This window comes from Pontimicrobium sp. MEBiC06410 (assembly GCF_053601615.1).
The window spans coordinates 365,329-387,037 of sequence record NZ_JBSHNT010000162.1 but is presented as its reverse complement, the minus strand read 5'-3'; the positions used below and the strand labels follow the sequence as shown (position 1 = coordinate 387,037).

The 21,709-nt window shown below is 28.6% G+C and carries 19 protein-coding genes; all 19 read right to left on the bottom strand.

Annotated features, from left to right (window positions below; translation table 11 throughout):
- Positions 1 to 8: 8 nt before the first annotated feature.
- The 19 genes from ACVC08_RS17530 to ACVC08_RS17440 all read right to left on the bottom strand — a co-directional run bounded on the left by ACVC08_RS17530 (position 9) and on the right by ACVC08_RS17440 (position 21,706).
- Complete coding sequence (locus tag ACVC08_RS17530) at positions 9 to 998, bottom strand: UDP-glucuronic acid decarboxylase family protein (RefSeq protein WP_452603028.1); 990 nt, start codon at positions 996 to 998, stop codon at positions 9 to 11.
- A complete protein-coding gene (locus tag ACVC08_RS17525; RefSeq protein ID WP_452603027.1) occupies positions 998 to 2,296 on the bottom strand; it encodes a UDP-glucose dehydrogenase family protein in 1,299 nt (432 codons plus the stop codon). Before ACVC08_RS17525 ends, ACVC08_RS17530 begins: the two co-directional genes overlap by 1 nt.
- 1 nt (position 2,297) lies before the next feature.
- The gene (locus ACVC08_RS17520) at positions 2,298 to 4,259 is read right to left on the bottom strand and encodes a polysaccharide biosynthesis protein (RefSeq protein ID WP_452603026.1); all 1,962 of its coding nucleotides are present in this window, start codon (positions 4,257 to 4,259) and stop codon (positions 2,298 to 2,300) included.
- Between the two features lie 84 nt (positions 4,260 to 4,343).
- Positions 4,344 to 5,087 (bottom strand): hypothetical protein, encoded by a 744-nt coding sequence (locus tag ACVC08_RS17515; protein ID WP_452603025.1) that lies wholly within the window; start codon positions 5,085 to 5,087, stop codon positions 4,344 to 4,346.
- Positions 5,088 to 5,466: 379 nt separating this feature from the next.
- Positions 5,467 to 6,663, bottom strand: a complete 1,197-nt coding sequence (locus ACVC08_RS17510) for an NAD(P)/FAD-dependent oxidoreductase (protein WP_452603024.1) — start codon at positions 6,661 to 6,663, stop codon at positions 5,467 to 5,469.
- Between the two features lie 13 nt (positions 6,664 to 6,676).
- The gene (locus tag ACVC08_RS17505) at positions 6,677 to 7,807 is read right to left on the bottom strand and encodes a DegT/DnrJ/EryC1/StrS family aminotransferase (protein ID WP_452603023.1); all 1,131 of its coding nucleotides are present in this window, start codon (positions 7,805 to 7,807) and stop codon (positions 6,677 to 6,679) included.
- A gap of 4 nt (positions 7,808 to 7,811) precedes the next feature.
- Entirely contained in the window at positions 7,812 to 8,420 is a 609-nt protein-coding gene (locus ACVC08_RS17500; RefSeq protein ID WP_452603022.1) for an acetyltransferase, read from the bottom strand.
- Positions 8,420 to 9,025, bottom strand: coding sequence for a sugar transferase (locus tag ACVC08_RS17495; RefSeq protein WP_452603021.1), 606 nt, complete (start codon positions 9,023 to 9,025; stop codon positions 8,420 to 8,422). The genes ACVC08_RS17500 and ACVC08_RS17495 overlap by 1 nt, the downstream gene beginning before the upstream one ends.
- Positions 9,026 to 9,038: 13 nt before the next feature.
- Positions 9,039 to 9,608: a hypothetical protein gene (locus ACVC08_RS17490; RefSeq protein ID WP_452603020.1), complete on the bottom strand. Its 570-nt coding sequence runs from the start codon at positions 9,606 to 9,608 to the stop codon at positions 9,039 to 9,041.
- A gap of 1 nt (position 9,609) precedes the next feature.
- Positions 9,610 to 10,755, bottom strand: a complete 1,146-nt coding sequence (locus ACVC08_RS17485; protein WP_452603019.1) for a glycosyltransferase family 4 protein — start codon at positions 10,753 to 10,755, stop codon at positions 9,610 to 9,612.
- A gap of 18 nt (positions 10,756 to 10,773) precedes the next feature.
- Positions 10,774 to 11,967 carry a hypothetical protein gene (locus tag ACVC08_RS17480; protein WP_452603018.1) on the bottom strand — a complete coding sequence of 398 codons (1,194 nt, stop codon included), beginning with the start codon at positions 11,965 to 11,967 and terminating at the stop codon, positions 10,774 to 10,776.
- Entirely contained in the window at positions 11,958 to 12,440 is a 483-nt protein-coding gene (locus tag ACVC08_RS17475) for a hypothetical protein (protein WP_452603017.1), read from the bottom strand. Before ACVC08_RS17475 ends, ACVC08_RS17480 begins: the two co-directional genes overlap by 10 nt.
- A gap of 758 nt (positions 12,441 to 13,198) precedes the next feature.
- Positions 13,199 to 14,548 (bottom strand): oligosaccharide flippase family protein, encoded by a 1,350-nt coding sequence (locus ACVC08_RS17470; protein ID WP_452603016.1) that lies wholly within the window; start codon positions 14,546 to 14,548, stop codon positions 13,199 to 13,201.
- A 7-nt stretch (positions 14,549 to 14,555) separates the two neighbouring features.
- Positions 14,556 to 15,749 (bottom strand): hypothetical protein, encoded by a 1,194-nt coding sequence (locus tag ACVC08_RS17465; RefSeq protein WP_452603015.1) that lies wholly within the window; start codon positions 15,747 to 15,749, stop codon positions 14,556 to 14,558.
- Positions 15,750 to 15,784: 35 nt separating this feature from the next.
- Positions 15,785 to 16,717, bottom strand: a complete 933-nt coding sequence (locus ACVC08_RS17460) for a methionyl-tRNA formyltransferase (RefSeq protein ID WP_452603014.1) — start codon at positions 16,715 to 16,717, stop codon at positions 15,785 to 15,787.
- Positions 16,718 to 16,725: 8 nt separating this feature from the next.
- Positions 16,726 to 17,721, bottom strand: coding sequence for a hypothetical protein (locus ACVC08_RS17455; RefSeq protein ID WP_452603013.1), 996 nt, complete (start codon positions 17,719 to 17,721; stop codon positions 16,726 to 16,728).
- 5 nt (positions 17,722 to 17,726) lie between these two features.
- The gene (gene asnB, locus ACVC08_RS17450) at positions 17,727 to 19,616 is read right to left on the bottom strand and encodes an asparagine synthase (glutamine-hydrolyzing) (RefSeq protein WP_452603012.1); all 1,890 of its coding nucleotides are present in this window, start codon (positions 19,614 to 19,616) and stop codon (positions 17,727 to 17,729) included.
- Positions 19,617 to 20,720 (bottom strand): DegT/DnrJ/EryC1/StrS family aminotransferase, encoded by a 1,104-nt coding sequence (locus ACVC08_RS17445; protein WP_452603011.1) that lies wholly within the window; start codon positions 20,718 to 20,720, stop codon positions 19,617 to 19,619.
- Between the two features lie 5 nt (positions 20,721 to 20,725).
- Positions 20,726 to 21,706 (bottom strand): NAD-dependent epimerase/dehydratase family protein, encoded by a 981-nt coding sequence (locus ACVC08_RS17440; protein WP_452603010.1) that lies wholly within the window; start codon positions 21,704 to 21,706, stop codon positions 20,726 to 20,728.
- Positions 21,707 to 21,709: the final 3 nt, after the last annotated feature.

Genomic DNA, 21,709 nt, shown 5'->3' with positions numbered 1-21,709 from the left:
TAAACTTATTATTTATTGTAGCTAGAAAAATCTTTATGCTCGCTCTTATAGAGTTCTTCTTCGCTTAAATTTTTAAAATAATCATAAGTTATTTGCATACCTTCCGCTCTATCTACTTTAGGTTCCCAATTTAATAGCTTTTTCGCTAAAGTGATATCTGGTTGTCTTTGCATTGGATCATCTACAGGTAAATCTTTATAGATTACTTTTTGCGAGGTTCCTGTTAACTTAATAATTTCTTCGGCAAAGTCTTTTATTGTTATTTCATGAGGGTTTCCAATATTTACTGGGCTTGAATAATCGCTTAGTAGTAATCTATAGATACCTTCTATTTGGTCATCTACGTAGCAGAACGAACGTGTTTGTAATCCGTCTCCAAACACAGTTAAGTCTTCTCCTCGAAGTGCCTGCCCCATAAAGGCTGGAATAACTCTACCATCGTTTAGCCTCATTCTTGGCCCGTAGGTATTAAAAATTCTTACAATTCGAGTTTCCAATCCATGAAATCTATGGTAGGCCATTGTTATGGATTCTTGAAATCGTTTGGCTTCATCGTAAACACCTCTAGGTCCTATGGTATTTACATTTCCATAGTATTCTTCTGTTTGTGGGTGTACTAATGGATCTCCATACACTTCAGAAGTAGATGCTATTAATAATCTGGCTTTTTTAGCTTTTGCTAATCCTAATAAATTATGGGTTCCTAAAGAGCCTACTTTAAGTGTTTGAATAGGTATTTTAAGATAATCTATTGGGCTTGCTGGTGATGCAAAATGAAGAATATAATCTAGCTCTCCTTCTATTTTAATAAATTCTGTTACATCATGTTCTATAAAATTAAAACGAGGATGGTCTATTAAATGTTTTATATTTTTTCTGTCTCCAGTTATAAAATTATCCATTCCTATAACCGTGTAACCTTCTTTTATAAAACGATCACATAAGTGAGATCCTAGAAACCCAGCTGCTCCTGTAATTAATACTTTTTTGTTCTCCATTACCTACCTATTGAAACATATTTAAATCCTTCGTTTTCGACATCTTTAACATCGTAAAGGTTCCTACCATCGAAAATAACATTTCCGTTCATTAGCGTCTTTATTTTTTCAAAGTTTGGTGTTCTAAATATGCTCCATTCTGTACAAATAACCAAGGCATCTGCTTGTTCTAAAGTATCGTACATACTTTTAGCAAACTTAATTTTATCTCCTAACTTTCGCTTTACATTTGGCATAGCTTCTGGATCAAACGCTGTTATATTACAACCAGATTCTAATAAGCTATCTATTATATCTAGTGCTGGGGCTTCTCTAATATCATCTGTTTCTGGTTTAAATGCTAAACCCCAAACGGCTATATTCTTACCTTTTAAATCATTATTAAAATATTGATTTATCTTAGGTATTAGCACTAGTTTTTGCTTTGCATTTACAGAAATAACAGCATCTAATATTTTAAAATTATAATTATTGTCTTTTCCAGACTTATGTAACGCTTTTACATCTTTTGGAAAACAGGATCCTCCATAGCCTATTCCTGGGAATAAGAAACGTTTCCCTATTCTAGAATCTGTTCCCATACCTATTCTTACCTTATCTACATCTGCTCCAACTTTCTCGCAAAAATTTGCAATTTCGTTCATGAAAGTAATTTTTGCTGCGAGAAATGAGTTTGAGGCGTATTTTGTAAGTTCTGCAGACTTTTCATCCATTATAATAATTGGGTTTCCAGATCTTACATAAGGTTTATATAACTTTTCCATAAGTGCAATCGCCTTTTCGCTACTTGCTCCTACGACTATTCGTTCTGGTTTTAAGAAATCATCTACTGCAAATCCTTCTCTTAAAAATTCAGGGTTAGAAACGACATCGAACGGTACTGTTGTATGTTTAGATATTGCTTCTTTAACTTTATCTGATGTGCCAACTGGTACTGTACTTTTATCGACTATTACTTTGTAATCTGTTATTAATTTTCCTATATCATTGGCTACACCTAGTATATATTTTAAATCGGCTGAGCCATCTTCATCTTCTGGTGTTGGCAATGCTAAAAAAATAATATCTCCGTGTTGTAATCCTTCTTCTAAATTAGTAGAGAATTTTAAACGATTTGCTTTTATATTTCGTTCAAATAAAACATCTAAGTGAGGCTCATAAATAGGCACCTCTCCTTGCTGCATTTGTTTTACTTTATTTTCATCTATATCTATACAAAGTACATCGTTTCCGGTTTCGGCTAAACAGGTTCCTGTTACTAAACCAACATACCCTGTTCCTACTACTGTTATTTTCATATTATACTACTTTCTTATCTAATGTTTCAAAATCTGAATTCATACTTAAAAATTCAGGAACTATATCCTTCATTTTCTTTACAATTTCAGTTTTATCTTCTCTTCTTGCTATATTTATTAAGTCGTTTATGGAATCGCTTATAGAATCATAATCATACGTTTCAATTTTAGCTATCATTATTTTATCGTTATATGTTGGTAACGTTTTTGATTTTTCGTTTAAAAGTTCTTCATATAACTTTTCTCCTGGTCTTAACCCAATTACTTTTATATCCATAGTTTTATATGGTACAAAGCCAGCTAGTCTTATAATCTTTTTGGCTAAATCTATAATTTTTACAGCTTCTCCCATATCGAATATAAAAATTTCCCCTCCGTTACCCATGGCTCCTGCTTCTATTACTAACTGGCATGCCTCGGGAATAGTCATAAAGTACCTTATAATATCGGGGTGTGTTATGGTTAATGGCCCGCCTTCTTCTATTTGTCTTTTAAATAATGGTACTACAGAGCCATTAGAGCCTAATACGTTTCCAAATCTAGTGGTTACAAAATTTGTTTTAATTTTTCGTTTTTCTTTTACTTTATCTTGTAGTGCTTGTACATATATTTCTGCAATACGTTTTGAGGCACCCATGACGTTACTTGGGTTTACTGCTTTATCTGTAGAAACCATTACAAATTTTTCTGCATTGTATTTACAGGATAAATCTGCAATATTTTTTGTCCCTAACACATTGGCAAATATGGCCTCAGAAGGATAATTTTCCATTAGTGGCACATGCTTATATGCTGCTGCATGATATACCACATCTGGTTTATACTTTTTAAATATTTCGTCTATTACTTTTTCTTTTCTAACATCTGCAATAACAGCTTCAAAAGGTAGACTAGGGAAGTTATTTTTTATTTCTAATTGTATTTGGTATAGTGGGGATTCTGCCTGATCTAGAATAATTAACATACTTGGCTTGTAATTAGCTACTTGCCTAACAATTTCACTTCCTATCGACCCCGCTCCTCCAGTAACTAAAATACATTTGTTATATATTTCTTTAGCTACCAACTTATTATCTAACCGTATAGGTTCTCTTTCTAATATATCTTCTATCTGAATATTTTGAATTTGATTCGATAGATTTGTATTGCTTTCTATATCGGAAATTAAAGGTGCTCTAAAGACTTTAAAATTATATTCCAAACAATTATCTACTATAGATATACTTTGTTCTTTAGTTAATTCATTATCTGCTAAGATTAATGCTTGTGCTTTATAGATTCTTAATAATACAGCCGTTTTTCTATTAAGATGAATAATTGGTAGACCTAGTATTTCCTTACTTTTATTTTTATCTGCTTTATCTATAAAACCAACTACTTTATATCGTGTTGGTTTTTCTGAACGTAACGCACTCGCTATTGCTATTGCATTTTCTCCAGTGCCGTACACTAATACATTTAATTCTGATTCTGCATAATTAAAATTTAGATAAACTTCAAAAACTTGTTTTACCATAATTCTAAATAAAAATAAGCCACAAAAAGAAATAACAGCATATACTAATATTTGAGGAACTAAAAATAATGCGCTTCCTGCAATTAAAAGATAAGCATAATGGATTACTAGTACTGTTACTATTGTAGATGCTGTTGCTAAAAAAAACTTTACAGCATCTATAAAAGTTGAGTGCCTAATTAACCCTGCATAGGTTCTAAATAATATAAAGAATAGTATATTAACTAAAATTACAATAAACTCCTGACTTGTTGGTGATAAGTATATGTAATTTATGTTCTGTAAATTACCTACAATTATTTTAGTTGTTATTAGAGCTATAAAAAGAATTACAGAGTCAAAACATAGTATTGCCCATCTCGGTAAATAACTTATGTTTTTAAAATCTATTTTTTTCTTACTAGATTCTAATACTTGTCTTAAAGCTTGTTTTATTTTTTTAAGCATTTGGGTAATTACATATATGTAGCAAATATCTTAATTATAATTACAATATCGAAATATAATTAAGACAATACTTCTTTTAAGGAATTACCTCAAACTTTTAAGTTTCTTATTCTTAATGTTTATAAGTATTAAAAGAAAAATTATTGTGTATGGTATAAAAAGGACTCTCATTCTACTAGCCAAACCTAAATTATACATATAAATACCATAAAAACCAACAATAGAAATAAGGTAAATGATAAGGAATTTAAAAACTTTATATTTAAACCCTTCTTTAAAATGTTTTAACAAAAGTATAATGCAAAAAAACATAATAAGCCAAATAAAGTTTTCAAATGATACAAAATACTGCATAGTTGTTTTAGCATCAATGAAAAACGGTCTAAATAAAACTAAAATTAATCTTTCGAAATAATTAGATTCTAATAAGTTAATTGAACTTCCTCCGTAATTTTGAGCATATATTACGATTTTTTGATAGTTCTCATAAAAACTATCAACATTCTTAATTCTCAAAAAACGTATTAATATAGGTATAGCGAAAACAATAAAAAAAACAATTATTATTTTAGAAAGACGATTAAAACTTTTATAGTATAATAAAACTAATGGTGCAATTAAAAGAATCGCTAAATAAGGTCTCACAAACAGAATTAGTAAAACACTAAAAAATAGAATCCAACTATTTACGTTTTTAGTATTTACTCTAATGAAGATAATAGCCATTAAAGAAAAAATAATGGCTTCTTTACTTATCGAACCTGTCCAAAAATGTATTGAAGGCACCATAAAAAATAGAGCTATGATTATTTTTTCTAAATAGGTCATAACAGTTATTTCACTAGTTAAGAACTTTAGATAGGCTAAATACCCAAAATAACTAACTACTGAAAACATAAAAGAAATACTAAAATAATTTAACCCTATTTTAGTAAACGGATAAATTAAAAAGGGAAGAGATTTATTTCCTGTACCAAACAAATATAACCAACTGGTTGAAGCGCTAGCTCTATTAAAAAAAGTTAAGGAATCTGCTTTTGCATTTAATGCCCAATCCCAATGAAAGACGAACAATGAAAAATGAAAGATGCTCATTAAAATTAATAAATAAGTAACAAAGGTATTATTCGTTTTTTTTAAAAATAAATAACTTTTACTTACAGTAAAAATAACAAGCAATAATACAAACAATGCATTTATTATCAATTTAATCGTGTTTTTTTTCGTTTTTAAAAACTTCTTCTATTATCTCTTTGGCTAATGAAAAAGAGCAAGTAAAACCTGGGCTAATGATATTTAATACATGTGTACTATTTGATGTATGCTCTATGATAAAATCATTAACTAAAGTATTAGCTTTTTTATCGTATAATTGAGCTCTTATGCCTGGTTTTTTTTTCTTGTATTTAGAATTCATAGCATTTTTAACCATATGCTCTGCCTCCATAATTAGGTTTTTTGGTAAATAATATTTTATTTCACGCAACGCTAAGTTTCTGTAATTAAATGCATTAGTAACAAATAGTTTAGCATTAATTCTTAAAATCTCTAAAAACTCACCTAAATTAAAGTTTTTAAATCCTGCATAATTTTCTCTCCAAAATGCAGGAGAAGCTGATGGTCCAATTTTTATATCATTATCCGATGTTATTGTATAATGAACACCTAAAAAAGGAAATTTTAAATCTGGGACTGGGTAAATATTAATATTAGTTGGTATTACTCCATTACTGACTTTCATATAAATACCTTTAAAAGGAAGTAATGTATATTTTTTTGCTAAACCAAACGTCTGTGCAATCTTATCTGAATATAACCCAGCAGTATTAATAATATAATTGTAATTAATGTCTAAATTTTTACTGTAAGGTGTATTAAATTTAAAAGAAACCTCTTTTTCGAGTAGTATTGTTTTTAATTTAATAGATACTTCAATTGGGTTTACAGATGCTGTTAAAGGCGAATAAAGCGCTTCTTTATATGTATTAATATTAGGCTCTATTTGCTCGGCTTCTTCTTGAGAAATCAAATACGTTTCTACACCATTAGCATCTGCTCTTTTTTTTATCTCATGTAATTGTACCAACTCTTCTTCATTATTAGTAACAACTAATTTTTTTGTTGATTTTACTTCAATGTCATTCTCTTTACAGAACTGTTTCATTAAAATATTACCGTTTAAGCAATGTTTAGCTTTTTGAGAATCTGCAGTATAATAAAAACCGGCATGTAGTATACCACTGTTTCTACCACTAGAATGTTGTGCTACATCATGCTCTTTATCTATTATACATATTGATGCTTTAGGTTTAACTTTTAACAACTCGTAAGCTGTAGTTAAACCAATTATTCCTGCTCCAACAATTAAATAATCGTATGTTTTTTCTTGAAGAGTTTTAGGCATTATTTTATTTTTATTACTTAAAAGCCAAAAGTATTGCTTTTTTTATTCTATATCTATCATCATCCGTTAAATTAGACCCTGAAGGTAAACATAAACCGCTTAAAAATAGGTTTTCTGAAACTTTATCTCCATAATACGGGTTTTCATTAAAAACAGGCTGTAAATGCATTGGTTTCCATAAAGGTCTAGATTCTATATCTTCTTTCTCTAATGCTATACGTAATTCTTTAGATGAGATTTTAGCTGATGAATCAAATACAATACAGCTTAACCAATGATTAGAAAAATAATTATTAGTTGGCTCTGTAAAAACGGTTACACCATCAATATCGCTAAATAATTCTTTATAGAACACATTATTTTTCCTTCTTAAAGCAATATGTTTATCTAAAACTTGCATTTGTCCTCGGCCAATTCCTGCAGTTATATTACTCATTCTATAATTATAGCCTATTTCGCTATGTTGATAATGAGGTGCATTATCTCTTGCTTGAGTAGCTAAAAAAACAGCTTTATTTTTTACTTCGTTAGTTTTGCAAACTAAAGCACCTCCACCTGAGGTTGTTATTATTTTATTTCCATTAAATGATAAAATACCATAGTCTCCAAAAGTACCACACTTCTGATCTTTATAGGTTGATCCTAAAGCTTCTGCCGAATCTTCTATTAGTGCAATTTTATATTTGTTTGCTATTTCTAATATCTCATCCATCTTAGCTGGCATACCGTATAAATGAACTACTATTATAGCTTTTGGTATTTTTCCTTTTTCAATTCTATCCTTTATAGCATTTTCTAAATGAATAGGACACATATTCCAAGTTTCTGCTTCACTATCTATAAAAACAGGTGTTGCTCCTTGATATACAATTGGATTTGCTGATGCTGAAAAGGTCATGCTTTGACAAATTACTTCATCTCCCAAGCCAACTCCAGCCATTATTAAAGCTAAATGGATTGCAGAAGTTCCTGAACTTAAACAAGCTACTTTAACGTCTTCAAATAAGTATGAAGATAAGTCTTCTTCAAAACCATTAACATTAGGGCCTAAAGGAGCAATCCAATTAGTTTCGAAAGCATCATTAACAAACGATAATTCCGTTCCTCCCATGTGTGGTGATGACAACCATATTTTAGAATTCATTTCTCTATTTTTTATTTATTGGTTTAGCTGGGTTTCCAACAACAATGGTATCGTTAGGAACATCTTCTAGTACAACACTTCCCGCTCCTACAATTACATTATCTCCAATTGTGACACCTTGTATAATAACACTTCCCGCTCCTATTTGACTGCATTGTCCAACAGTTACATTTCCGCATAAAGTAGCATTTGGCGAAATGTGTACAAAATCATTAATTAAACAATCATGATCTATTGATGCCGTTGTATTTATTATGCAATGTTTTCCTATTATCGAACTAGAATTTACAACAACTCCTGCCATAACAACCGTTCCTTCTCCTATATTTACTGATTTATCTATTATTGCAGATGGATGATTAATAGATAGGAACTTTAATTCCTTATAATTTTCAGCTATTTTTTTCCTAATTATATTATTTCCTATTGATATTATGCAAGGAATATTTTGAATCAGTAATTTATTAAAGCGATTAACTTTATAAGATAATAGTTCTTTTTTATTTAAATCATCATCAAATATTCGAGCTATAGAAATGCCCAACAACTCTAAGGTATTGATAATAACTTTACTATGCCCGCTTGCTCCATATAAAAAAACTTGCTTGCTCATTAATTACTCCCTTTAAATGGTAAAGTAGTTGCTTGTCCTGCACTATTAATATCTTCAGATTTCACAACTTTTAATACTGTTTTAATTAAAATTTTCACATCTAAAAGAAATGACAGATGTTTAACGTACCATATGTCTAGCCTAAATTTTTCTTCCCAACTTATTGCATTTCTACCATTAACTTGAGCCCATCCAGTAATTCCAGGTTTTACATTGTGACGCAGTTTTTGCTCTTCATTATACAACGGTAGGTATTCCGGTAAAAGAGGTCTTGGACCAATTAAGCTCATATCTCCTTTTAAAACATTTATTAATTGTGGTAATTCGTCTAAAGAGGTTTTTCTAATTATTTTACCAGCTTTAGATAATCTTTTCTCATCTGGAAGTAAGTTGCCTTCAGAGTCTTTTTTATCATTCATGGTCTTAAACTTAATGATAGAAAAAATCTTTTCATTTTTCCCTGGTCTTTTTTGAAAGAAAAATGGAGAACCATTGTTATATACTAACAAATAAAAATAAACTACTAAAAATAAAGGGCTAAATAAAAAAAGGCCAAGTGATGAGCCTATAAAGTCTATAATCCGTTTAAAATATTTTTGATACAAAACTTCAACTTAGTTAATATAATAATGAGTCTAATACACTTTGTCTAAGTGCTATGATTGGGAGATGCCTATCATCGATTTTAGAAGTAGTAAGTTTTTTACTATCACTACTAAACTTTACAAAACCATTAAAAATAAAATAGTCATTTAAATTCGTGCAGTCTAAATTCAATGTATTTCCATCTCCTCTAAATTCTATTTGATTAAAAATAATAGTTTTAGGAGTTTCATGTCCTAATATTAAATTAATCGTATGGGGGAAATCATTTTCTTTTAAATCATAAATAACTTCTACAGATTGAAATTCATCTAACTTTTTAATAGATTTATATACCGTTTTCGTTATTACAGGGTTTTCTTCACTTTTAAAGACAAATTGAAATAACCCACCTTCACTTACAATAAATTCCATTTTAATTCTTAATTCATCTTCATTAATTTTTTCTTCTGAACTATTGTCTTCATTAACAACTTCTTTATTTTCATTAATTGGATCAGTAATTTTTTTATCATTTTTACATGAAGTATGAATAATCATAAAGGATATTAAAAAAGTGTACCAAATATTTTTTTTAAATTTCATATCATTCTATTGTTTTATATTCTTCTAGTAATTTTTTCCATATCATTTTATGGCTATATTTTGCAATTATATTTTCTCTACAATTAGTTGCCATTTCATCTACTACTTTAGGGTTATTAATGAAATATTCCATTTTTTTTAGCAATGAATTAGTATCCTTTGGAGGAACTATTAATCCATTATAATTATTCTTTATAATTTCATTACATCCATTAATATTCGATACTATTGAAGGTAAAGCCATAGCTCCGGCTTGCATAACCACATTTGGAAACCCTTCTCTGTAGCTAGGGAAAACAAGAACTTTGGCAATAGTAAAAAATGGCCTAACATCTTCCTTATAACCTACATGAATTATTTGATTATTAGTATTTATAGTATTTTCACTAGCTAAATTTATAGGATCTAATTTTTTTTCATAACTGCCTACTAATAGAAGTTTTATATCTTTATACTTTTTGCAAAGTTGACTAAATGCTGAAACTAGTTCCTCTATTCCTTTATCTTTAACAACTCTTCCAACAAATATAAATATAAAGTCTTTGCTATTCAAGTTTAAATTTTCTTTCAAATTTTTTGTTTGAACTTCATTTATAGATTGAGGAGAAAAATAGCTAATATTTATTCCATTAGAACTTCCATTAGCTATTACTTTTAATTTATTTTGTGAAACTAGTTTATAATCTAAAATATAAGATTCTAATCCAAAAGAGTTAGGATAAACTCTAGTTGCAAACTTATAAGTTAATTTCTCTATAAAAATCAACAATTTTTTTTTAAATCCTTGTGCTTCCATTAAAGGCAATCCTGCAACAGTATGAAACCTATTAGGAGTTTTAGCTAAATAAGAGGCTAACATGCCTACAATACCTGCTTTAGGAGTATGCGTATGTACAATACTAGGTTTTTCACTTCTAAGATATCTATACAATCTATATACAGATACTAAATCTTTAAAAGGAGTGATTTTTCTTGTTAACTCTATACAATACGTATTAACACCTTCTTTATTACCGACTTTTTCCAATTCCTCTTTATTTGAAGAAATAGCAGTAACTGAAAAATGTAAGGTCATAAACTTTAATTGACCCTCAAGGAGCTTATTTAACGATAATGGGACAGTTGTTATTCTTACTAATTTCTTCATTTATATTTGAGCCAATAATTAACTTTTTATAGTTTTATCTATTACCACTGTTTTTTTATTATTAAAAAACAGAAGTATAGTAAAATAGAAGTATGGAATATACATATATTTTTGCCTTGTTGACAAACCTAAGTTATATATTGTTAAACTTAGTACAAAACAAGTTAAAATAGAATAAACAAGCATTATTTTTAAATACAATTCTCCCTTTTTAAAAAATTTGTACTTACCTCCTTTAATAAAGTATCCTAAGAATAAAACGATTAGTGATAAATTTTCTAACGAGACTATATATTTAAAAATATTATCTGCATACTTAAATAAGGGCAGGTATGAAAAAGCAAACATTTTTATTAAAAAATGGGACTTAGCAAAATTTACTGTGCTACCTGGCATATTAGATCTTGCACCACGCGACGAAAATCTCGACAATGCATTATTTATACTATCTATAGAATAAATATCCATTTTAAATTTTTCATTAATTATTGGACTAAGAATAATAATAACTAGTAATGCTAAAAGAGGTAAAGCAATTTTATAAAGTAACTTTACTCTATTACTAAAGAAAATTACTAATACATAGGAAAGTATAAAAAGTATGAAAATATGAGGTCTTATTAAAAAGAGAAAAACAGAAAATATTATAAGGTTAACAGTAATCGATTTATTCGATTTAAGAGCATTAAACATTAGTACTAAAAGAAATATTATTAAATTATCTTTACCAATACCGTTAGTAAAAAAATGTAATGTTGGTAAAGAAAAAAGAAAATACACCCAAAACATTTTTTTAGTCTCATATTTAAACTCGCTTATAAGTAGTATGTATAGCTTATATATACCTATTAAACCTATTGTTGAAAAAATAAAAAATAAATTAAAATAGGATACTCCTAATTTTATAAATGGATATATTATAAATCTTATAAACCCTGTACCAACACTAAATAATTCAAAAAGGCTTTGAGAGTTTTTCGTTGTATTAAAGTAACCTATTGAATCAACTTGAGAGTTTAAACTAATGATATAAAATAATATACCTAATAGTAAATGTTCTAATAATAAAAACCACAGAAAAGAAGCATTGAATAGACTTAAATGTTTATTGTTTTTAATTATTCTCTTTACCACAATAATATTAGCAGCAACTATTATAGTTAATATTAATGCATTTAAAACAAGAAAATATATGTTAGATATTATTTCCATATATTACGAATCCATATAGTATTAAAAATTGCAAAAAAGAAAACACCATACATTCTTTGTAAATAATTTTCTATTATTAAGCTTAATGTTATTAAAATTAAAAAACAAAAATAAAGTATTAAGTTCTTTTTTATAGATATATAGTAACAATAAATAAGCATTATTATAAATAATAAAGTAACAAAAATACCTGACGATAACATTAAATAATAATAGTAATTATGAGAGTTTAACGCTTCCGTTCTAAGAAAATTTCTTTTTCCTTTTATTGTATAATTATTATAACATTCGTTTAACAAAAATTGCTGTTCTTTAATTCCATTTCCTAATATTGGGTTTAATGATAATAATCCATTAGCACATCTCAAAATTTTACTTCTATCTGAAATACCTTGTGAGATATTTGTTTTTATTTTTTCTATAGATACTTTTTCTACAGTGGAATACCCACCAACTAACAATACCACAGCCATAGATATAATAAAAACAGTTTTTTTAACTTTCGTTTTTATGTACTTTAAATATATATAAACTGTTAAAACAACTGAAAAAGCTAATAGTATAGGAAAAGAAATAAGTAAGATTAAAACAATTGTAAATAGTATTATGGACAAAATAACTAATACCCTTATGTATAATTTGTACTTGTTATAATATAACTCCAATAGGAATAATATTGTGATAGCTATATAAGAAGAATTATAAAGTTTATGAAAAAATAAATTAAATCCTATATCTGGTCTATTATCATATAAATAATGATGATTATCGTATAAATATTTTATGTATTCTAGAATTTTAAAATATTCAAACTTGTTTTGATAGAGTGGTAAAAATTTATAATGTAAAAATCTTAGTACTAATAAAAGATAAATAAAATTAGCTAAAATAAATACAACATAAATACCTTTAATTTGCTTATTTGTAAATTTTTTAGGAGTAAAATAAAATAAAATAAAAGGAATTATAAAAATTGGAATTAAAGTTTTTAGTGCTTTTAAATTAAGAGAGGGATTATCTGAAAATAACTGCGTAATAAAAAAAAGGAAAAACCATCCACATAATATTAAAACAGGCTTTAGTTTAAAAATTTTATATTGCTTGTTAAATGTCTTATAATTAGCTACAACACTAATGGCAGACCATATTATAAGGAACTTTGATGACAAAGAAAACTCAAAAAGTGGAAAAGCTACTAAAGGTAGAAATAGAATATATAAATAATGCTTCTTTACGAAATCCATAATGTATAGGTTAAGCCAAATACAACAATTAAATTAAAAATACTTAACAACATTATTAATTTCATGTCCTCATTAAAAGATTCTATTTTATATCCTACATAATAAAATGTATATGTACCTATACAAGAAACTAATGCCCCACTAATTACAATACCAACAATACCAAAATTGATTAGCAATACAGATAACAAAACATACACTATTAATGAAACTAAAGTAATGTAGGTAATATATACTGTTTTGGTGTGTGCGTAATAAGAAAACCCTCCATAAGATCTTAATGCTATAAACCCTAAATTACATAATACTAATGGAAACAGAAAAGCATAATTATTAATACCATCCAATTTTGGAACTAGTGATACAGAAAAAAATAAAAGTAATGAAATTAACACAATTACAAACCCAATTATTGTATAGTTAAATCTGAGTACTTGATTATATAATTTAACACCTTCCTTACTCTTGTAATTTAGAAATGTTATGGCTTGAAAAGCACTTAAAATAACATTTCCCCCTAAAATAAATAATTGCCCTGTTCTTATTAGTAAACTATAAATACCCAAAACTTTTGGAGTTAAAAAGTATAAAATTATAAATCTATCAATAGATTTATAAGACTGGTTTAATAGACTATTAAAGAAAAACGGTATAGAGAGTTTAAGTAAACGAATAGACTCTAATGCTGTTTCTTTATTTAAGGAAATTTTTATAAATGATTTTGTTAGATAAAGGCTAACTATAAAGCCAATACAGTTACCTAATATAATACCTATTAAAAAGCTTTCAAAAGTATTATTATATAACAACAAAACAACTCCCGTAGAAACCCCCAATCCATGACCAAGGGACATTAATAGTGAAGCCTTTTTAGATTCTCCGAGCCACTTAAAATAATTATAAGATAAATATTGAAAACTCATTAAAATACCTTGTATGAGTAAGATAATAAGTAAAAACAAACCTAGGTTTGTTACGAAATAGATTATTAAAGTGAGAAGGCATAAAACAATTGATGTAATGGCTAAAATAACTATTGAAATAGTATAATAAAAAGAGAGTTTTTTTTTATCACTTTTATTATCTGCGATTCTAATTGCAATTCCAGAATCTATGCCTAATATCAAGAAAAGTTGAATATAATTAACCCCAATTAAAAAAATATCATACTTAGCAACATCTTCAAGAGACAATTTTATTGCTAAATAAGGAAACACTAAAATACTTAAACCTCTACCCAAAATAATAGACAAAGCATACAATAAGGAATCTTTAATTCCTTTTTTAAATAATATATTATTAGAATAAAAATTTGATATTTTAGTTTTTATAGACATTAATTTACTAAGTTTTATTTTGTATGGCGTCTATAATATAATTTACTGGTTTTTTTATAAGTACATTTTCTAGCCAATTATAAGCTTCTTTAGCAACTTCAGTATCATAATATTCTTTATTATTAATGTACTTCGTTAAACCTTCATATATGTCATTTTTTGTTTCTGCATGAATAACTGGAAATAATTTAGAAAGTTTTTTCTTATATTCCATTTCATTACTTCTATTATGGATAATCACTTTTTTCATAGTAACACCCTCTAAAACAGAACCATAAGTGTAATAACAATTTTTAAATTGTCCAGCGACAATATCAGCTAGATCTATTCCTATCATAATTTCCTTTCTTGGAGATTTTTCAAACCAATTTACGTACTTCTCTATGCCTAAATCTTTAATTAGTTTTTTACTCTCATCCACATCTCCTCCATAACTAAAGGTATTAACCGCAATATTTAAATTCGGGTTGTTGTCAATTAGCTTTTTTACAGCATGAAATAATCTATCATTACCTTTATTATGTTCTGGCATATTACTTGGCACAGATTTCCATAAATGTCTTGTTTGGTGGAATATAACTATGTCATTTTCGTCTCTAATCTTTTTAAACCTGCTGTATAGATGCGATTCAGAAATATGTTTTTGGATATTCTCCTTTGTATATTCGGGCAAATAAATCATAGGTATACCACATTTTAATCTATTTCCTTTAAATTTTATTTTACCTATTTTATTTTCAATACCAGGATTCGTTTCATCCCAAATTAAATGACTACACTCTTCAAAACCTTTACGTTGATGTTTTGAAACAAAGAAATACTTCAATAAATTTTTTAAACGATATCCTTGAAAAAATGGAAACTCATACAAATCACTTCCTGTAGGTATTGCTACATCTAATTTCATACCAGCCTTGTTTAATATTGCTGGAGCTAGACGGCTTCCTATAACAAAATCAAAATCTTTCAAATCGTCCTTAATCTTCTTTTTATTAAAGAAAACTAAACTCTTATAGGATCCCCATTTGAGGTAGTTTGTATATTCTTTATATACAGTGCCGTATTGATCACAACCTGGCATAAAATGATCTACTTCATTTTCATATAAAAACAATTGAGCATCAAACCCTGCATCTCTTAAATATCGTGTTAAGGAATTATGGTTATTATTCATATTTCCTAATAATGCTATTTTTTTCATTTATATTTTTTCAATGTAAAATATTTGGATACAACTTATTTAAAACGTTTTCTTATAGATTTAATAAAATTAGATGGTTTATTTCTGTCTCCTTTAAATTCAATTTCTTCAACTTCAATTTTACCATTACCAGCTATTATTATAATATTCCCAGTTAATTTATCAATTTTCGCAATTTGACCTGGTACTGCATAATAATTTTCATCATCAATATATATTTTTGCTCGCCAAATAATCACTTTCTCTCCTTCATAACTAGTAAATGCTCCTGCAAAAGGCTCTGAAGATGCGTTGATTAATCGAATTATTGATTCTCTATCTTTAGTCCAATCAATTTCTCCATCATCTGGATTCCTAGGATACGTTCTTAATGCTTTTTTTGGGTCTAGTGATTGCTTCTCTACTTCACTTGGGTTTTTAGATAATTTCTCAATTGCATTAAGCATTAATGGAGGAATTTCATTTTCCATCCAGTTATAAGCTTCGCCTACTCTTGTATTAATATTAATAGGTAAATATGATTTTGATATAATATCTCCTGAATCTAATTCTCCACCTATCATTTTATGGATACATAACCCTATTCTTTCTTCACCATTAATAATTGCCCATGCTTGACAGGCATTTCCTCTATAATGAGGTAAATCTCCACCATGTGCATTAAGAATCCCCATAGGGAATAAGTTTATAATTTCATCAGCAATTACACCAGAATAGTTAATACTTACAGCAATATCTATAGCTTCCAATGATTTTATTTTAGCAATTATTTTTTCAGTATTTATTCTTCCTGTTTGGATAAATTCTGCATCTAGTGTTTCAGCCAAATTCTTATAATCTTTCTCTGTTTTTTTATATTCTGGTGCAGCTTTACTTGTGATAACTAAAGGGATTTCAAACCCTTTATTAACTAATAACTCGGCTGTACTATATAATAACTCACTTCTACCAATAATTGCTATTCTCATTTTCTAAATTAAAAATTTATAGGTTGTGATAATTCTGATTTGGTGTTTTGAAGACTTTCTTGCCCTACTTTAAATCCTGCTGTTAATAGTCTTAAAACGGGTAATAACCCAACATATGCTAATGTAAATGTCATATTTAAGGCTTTTCCATCCTTAGCTGGGTAGACATTTACATTTCTTTCTAATAAATAATTATAATCTACATTACCATATAGGTGAACAATACCAAAGCGGTTATTTAATTGTTTTAATTCTCTTAAATTGAATATGCTATCGTCTCCAAAATAATTTTTTGTTTCGTGATAATCAAATAATAAAATTGCATCTACGTTATAAATATTAGACTTTAAAACTTGATAGTCTGTAGTGACAATAATTTCTCTAGCATTATTTAAGTTTAACACTTCTTCTGCTTTTTCTCCAAAATGATCGTTAGACCAAATAATGAATTTATTACCACTAATCTCATAACCTGCTTCAAACAACATTTTTAATGTTAATTCTTTTACATAGTTAAATACTTTAATTTTGGGATGATTTTCCCATGTTCCAGCAACTTTAACGTTATAATTTGTACAAGCTTCTAAGTCTAAATCTTGTGTTCTAATCTCCCAAGCTTCAAACATTAAAGGAATTGCAACACCAGGTTTTACATTTTTTAAAAAAGCATTAGTAATTGGTCTAATAAAACCTGAATTAGTAATAATATCTGCTTCTTTAATATGATTTTCATTACCAGAATTTATAGAAAACTCTATGGTATCTTCTAAACCTAAGTATTTAACAATTTCTAGACATTGATTAACAATTTCCTCTCCTTTACCATAATAGGAATCTCTAGTCCAAGCATATACTTTTTTAGCGCCTGCTAATAATGGAATAATTGGCGTATATAAATAATTATTACTCCCAACTTCTGTTAAAACAACATAAGAAGTTAAATCTAAATTTAAACTTTTAATGGTATCTTTTATAATTTGTATTGCTCTATAATTTATGGACATTAAAACTATACTTTTTCTCCATTAATAAATATTCGGCACCACCATTCGAAATTCATCAAAGACCATATTAATAAACGATGATTAATTCCTTTATTTATATGTTCATCAACCGTTTTAATAATATAATCTTTATTTATATACTTAGTACTTACTGTGCTTTCTGAAAGTAATAACTCTTTTACATATTCGGCATTTTCACCTCTATACCAACTTTCGTCTGGTGCAGAGAAGCCTTGTTTTTTTCGATTAATTATATCTTCCGGTATAAAGTCTGCCATTGCTTTACGTAACACGTTTTTACCATCGTCAAACTCTCTATATACTTTCTTTTTTCGTTCTGTATTCTCGTCTATTTTTTCTATTTCTTTTTCTAAATTACCTAACTTATGCTTTACAGAAACTTTCATAGCAAAATCTACCAAGTCGTTATCCATAAAAGGAAAACGCTCCTCTAAACCGTGAGCCATTGCTAATTTATCACCGACTAAAAACAAACCTGGTAAGAATGTTTTAATCTCAAAATACAATGAATTGTTTATATGTTGTTCTGGTGTATCATACTTTAATTTATCGTTAAAAGTAAATACCCTTTCAAATACTTTTCGTGGTTCGTCTATATCTATTTCTTTAAAAACTTCTTCTGTAAATAATGCCTCTTTATCTGTATCTGGAACTAAACGTTGCCAAAATTCATAATATTGATCAAAATAATCTTCCTTACTAATAGAATCAAATACTTTATAATAACGCCAAGGATAACCACCAAATAACTCATCGCCTCCAGTTCCTTGTAAACATACTTTAACAAATTTCGAAGCTAATCTAGATATATAATAGTTCGGATAAGACATCCCTACCCTAAGGTCTTCTAAGTGATATACCAATTTTGGTAAAGACCAGCGTATATCACCTGCGTTCATAACTTGTTCAAAGTGTTCCGTTTTAAAGTGATTTGCCATTAATTCGGCGTCTCTTCTTTCATCAAAATTAGCTTCCCTGCCTGTAACTTCACTCATATCAAACCCACAAGTGAAGGTTGATAGTCTGTCTACATGCTCTGAAGCGACTGCGGTTATTGAACCAGAATCCATACCTCCAGACAAATAAGATCCAACTGGAACATCTGCAATCATTTGTCTAGTTACAGCTTGTTTAAATAATCGTTTAGTTTCAGCTTGAGCCTCATTAAAAGACATTGACTCATCAGTTTTAGTAAAATCATAATCCCACCATGAATTGTGTTCAACGTATGTGGTATTAGTATCTATTTTAACTGTATTTGCAGGAGGCAACATTGTTACATCCTTAAATAATGTATTATATGAAAAGACATTTTGAAATGTAAAATACTCATTTAAAGCCTTTAAATCTACATCTATTTTATAATCAGGGTGTTTAATAATCGCTTTAATTTCACTTGAAAAACAGAGCGTTTTACCATTAAACCAATAGTATAAAGGCTTAATACCAAAACGATCTCTGCTTAAGTAAAGTTCTTTAGTTTTATCATTCCAAGCAGCTATAGCAAACATACCATTTAAACGCTCGAAAAAGGATACTCCGTACTCTGCTAACCCTTCACAAATGACTTCTGTATCCGTTTCAGAGACAAAAATGTGCCCTTTTGATTTTAATTCTTGTTTTAATTCTGAAAAGTTGTAGATGCATCCATTAAAAATAATAGTCCACTCATTATTTCTAGAGCTCATAGGTTGAGCCCCTTTATCGCTTGTATCTAATATCGCAAGTCTTTTATGTGATAAACCAATATTATTTTTTACAAAGAAACCTTGCCCATCTGGTCCACGATGAGCAATCTGATCTGTCATAGATTTTAATTGATCTCTATATACAGCTTCTTCATTAAGATTAAAAACACCTACAATTCCACACATTTATATACAAGCTTTTAATTCTGAAACAACTTTTTGTTGTAGTTCTTCTGTTAAATCATTATACAGAGGCAGAGCTAAAGCATGCTTATAACACCATGTACTATTTTTCATATCACCTTTGATCTCTACTAAGTCGTTATCTTGAAACGCTTTATGCTTGTGCAATGAGTAAGTCCCTATTTGAACTTCTATTCCTTTAGCTCGCATTTCTGTCATAATACGATCTCTATCCTCAACAAAAACTGCAAACGTCTGATATGAATGTTGACTATTCTCTACCGTTCTTGGTATTTCAACTCCATCAACATCCTTAAATAATTTAATGTAGTTATTTGCTAATTCAATTCTTTTTGAAAGTAAATTATCTATATGATTTAATTGACCTAATCCAACCGCCGATTGAATATTAGATAATTTATAATTAGTTCCTATAATTTCAAATTGAATACCTTCTCTTGAATTACCGCTCATATCCATTCCAAAATGTTTATATGAATTCATCCAATCTGCCCATTCTTTATTTTGGGTGGTTATAATTCCTCCCTCTCCAGTTGTAATAAATTTTCTTGGGTGTAAAGAAAAAATTGTAATATCAGCCTGACTTCCAACTCGAATTCCATTAAATTCTGCACCAATTGAACATGCAGCATCTTCTACGATATAAACACCGTACTTTTCTTTAATAGTATTTAATCTATTATAATCTAATGGCGCTCCAAACAATGATACAGGTATAATTGCTTTTGTTTTGTCTGTTATGGCCGCCTCAATAGCATCATAATCAATATTCATTGTATCTTTTTCAACATCGACAATTATAGCTTTTGCTCCTACAATAGGCCCAACTGCTGCAGTAGCAGGATAAGTATAATCTGGCGCTATAATTTCATCGCCTGGACCAATTTTTAAGGCTCTTAATGCAACTTCTAACCCTGTAGTAGCAGATGTTACTGCTAGACAATAGTTAACTCCTAAAAAATCTTTTAATTTACTTTCAAATTCTCTTGTAACTGGACCTTCAGTTAAATAACCACTATCAAGAACTTCTATAACTTTATCTTTAATTTCTTGAGTAATATATGGTTTTATTAATGGAATATTCATAACAATTATTCTTTATCGATTCCGACAGATTTTCTCCAGTCTATTAATTTTTGTAATCCTTCTCTTAATGAGTCTTTGTACAAAAACCCTAATTCTTTTTCTGCTCTTTGGCGAGAACCTATTCTATTCTGGACTAATGCTCTTGCATCATCAGCTGAATATGGTACGTATTTCACCTTTAAATCTGATTTTTTAAGATCTAAAATAGTATCACAAAGTTCTTTTATAGTTGTTTGTACTTCAGTTCCTACGTTATAGTTTCCTATTTTAACATCCGATTCTAAAGCTGCAATATTAGCTTTTGCAACATCCTCTACATATACGAAGTCATATGCTTGACTTCCATCTCCGTTAATCACTGGTTGCTCTCCTGCTTCAATTTTATTAAGCATAATTGGCACTACACCACTATAAACAGCGTGTTGATCTTGTCCTGGACCATATACGTTCATGTAACGTAAACTCACAACTTCTAATCCATAGCGATCATTAAAAGCTGTAGCCATTGCTTCTCCTGCAATTTTAGTTGCTCCGTAAAAGTTTTTGTTATTAAATGGATGAGCTTCTGTCATTGGTACTTCAGCCGCATCACCATATACAGATGCAGATGATGATGACACCAATTTTTTAACATTATTTTTCACACAAGCTTCTAAAACATTAAAGGTTCCACCAACATTGACATCAAATGCTGTACGTGGATAATCTTTACAATGTAATAACCACATCGCTGCTAAATGAAATACATAATCAACACCTTGCATTGCTGTGTCAAGAATATCTGTTTCTCTTACATCTCCTCCATATGGATATATTGTACATCTTGAGTCTTTAAGACTTTCAATAATGTTATCTTGTTTTCCTCTTGCAAAGTTATCATAAATAACAACTTCTTTAACGTTATGTTTTAATAGTTCACTAACTACGAAGCCTCCAATAAACCCAGCTCCTCCTATTACTAGTACTCTTGAATTGTCTAATTTCATTTT

Coding starts and splice junctions, on each gene's coding strand:
- ACVC08_RS17530 (WP_452603028.1), bottom strand. CDS start 998: ATGGAGAACAAAAAAGTATTAATTACAGGAGCAGCTGGGTTTCTAGGA.
- ACVC08_RS17525 (WP_452603027.1), bottom strand. CDS start 2,296: ATGAAAATAACAGTAGTAGGAACAGGGTATGTTGGTTTAGTAACAGGA.
- ACVC08_RS17520 (WP_452603026.1), bottom strand. CDS start 4,259: ATGCTTAAAAAAATAAAACAAGCTTTAAGACAAGTATTAGAATCTAGT.
- ACVC08_RS17515 (WP_452603025.1), bottom strand. CDS start 5,087: ATGACCTATTTAGAAAAAATAATCATAGCTCTATTTTTTATGGTGCCT.
- ACVC08_RS17510 (WP_452603024.1), bottom strand. CDS start 6,663: ATGCCTAAAACTCTTCAAGAAAAAACATACGATTATTTAATTGTTGGA.
- ACVC08_RS17505 (WP_452603023.1), bottom strand. CDS start 7,807: ATGAATTCTAAAATATGGTTGTCATCACCACACATGGGAGGAACGGAA.
- ACVC08_RS17500 (WP_452603022.1), bottom strand. CDS start 8,420: ATGAGCAAGCAAGTTTTTTTATATGGAGCAAGCGGGCATAGTAAAGTT.
- ACVC08_RS17490 (WP_452603020.1), bottom strand. CDS start 9,608: ATGAAATTTAAAAAAAATATTTGGTACACTTTTTTAATATCCTTTATG.
- ACVC08_RS17485 (WP_452603019.1), bottom strand. CDS start 10,755: ATGAAGAAATTAGTAAGAATAACAACTGTCCCATTATCGTTAAATAAG.
- ACVC08_RS17480 (WP_452603018.1), bottom strand. CDS start 11,967: ATGGAAATAATATCTAACATATATTTTCTTGTTTTAAATGCATTAATA.
- ACVC08_RS17475 (WP_452603017.1), bottom strand. CDS start 12,440: ATGGCTGTGGTATTGTTAGTTGGTGGGTATTCCACTGTAGAAAAAGTA.
- ACVC08_RS17470 (WP_452603016.1), bottom strand. CDS start 14,548: ATGTCTATAAAAACTAAAATATCAAATTTTTATTCTAATAATATATTA.
- ACVC08_RS17465 (WP_452603015.1), bottom strand. CDS start 15,749: ATGAAAAAAATAGCATTATTAGGAAATATGAATAATAACCATAATTCC.
- ACVC08_RS17460 (WP_452603014.1), bottom strand. CDS start 16,717: ATGAGAATAGCAATTATTGGTAGAAGTGAGTTATTATATAGTACAGCC.
- ACVC08_RS17455 (WP_452603013.1), bottom strand. CDS start 17,721: ATGTCCATAAATTATAGAGCAATACAAATTATAAAAGATACCATTAAA.
- asnB (WP_452603012.1), bottom strand. CDS start 19,616: ATGTGTGGAATTGTAGGTGTTTTTAATCTTAATGAAGAAGCTGTATAT.
- ACVC08_RS17445 (WP_452603011.1), bottom strand. CDS start 20,720: ATGAATATTCCATTAATAAAACCATATATTACTCAAGAAATTAAAGAT.
- ACVC08_RS17440 (WP_452603010.1), bottom strand. CDS start 21,706: ATGAAATTAGACAATTCAAGAGTACTAGTAATAGGAGGAGCTGGGTTT.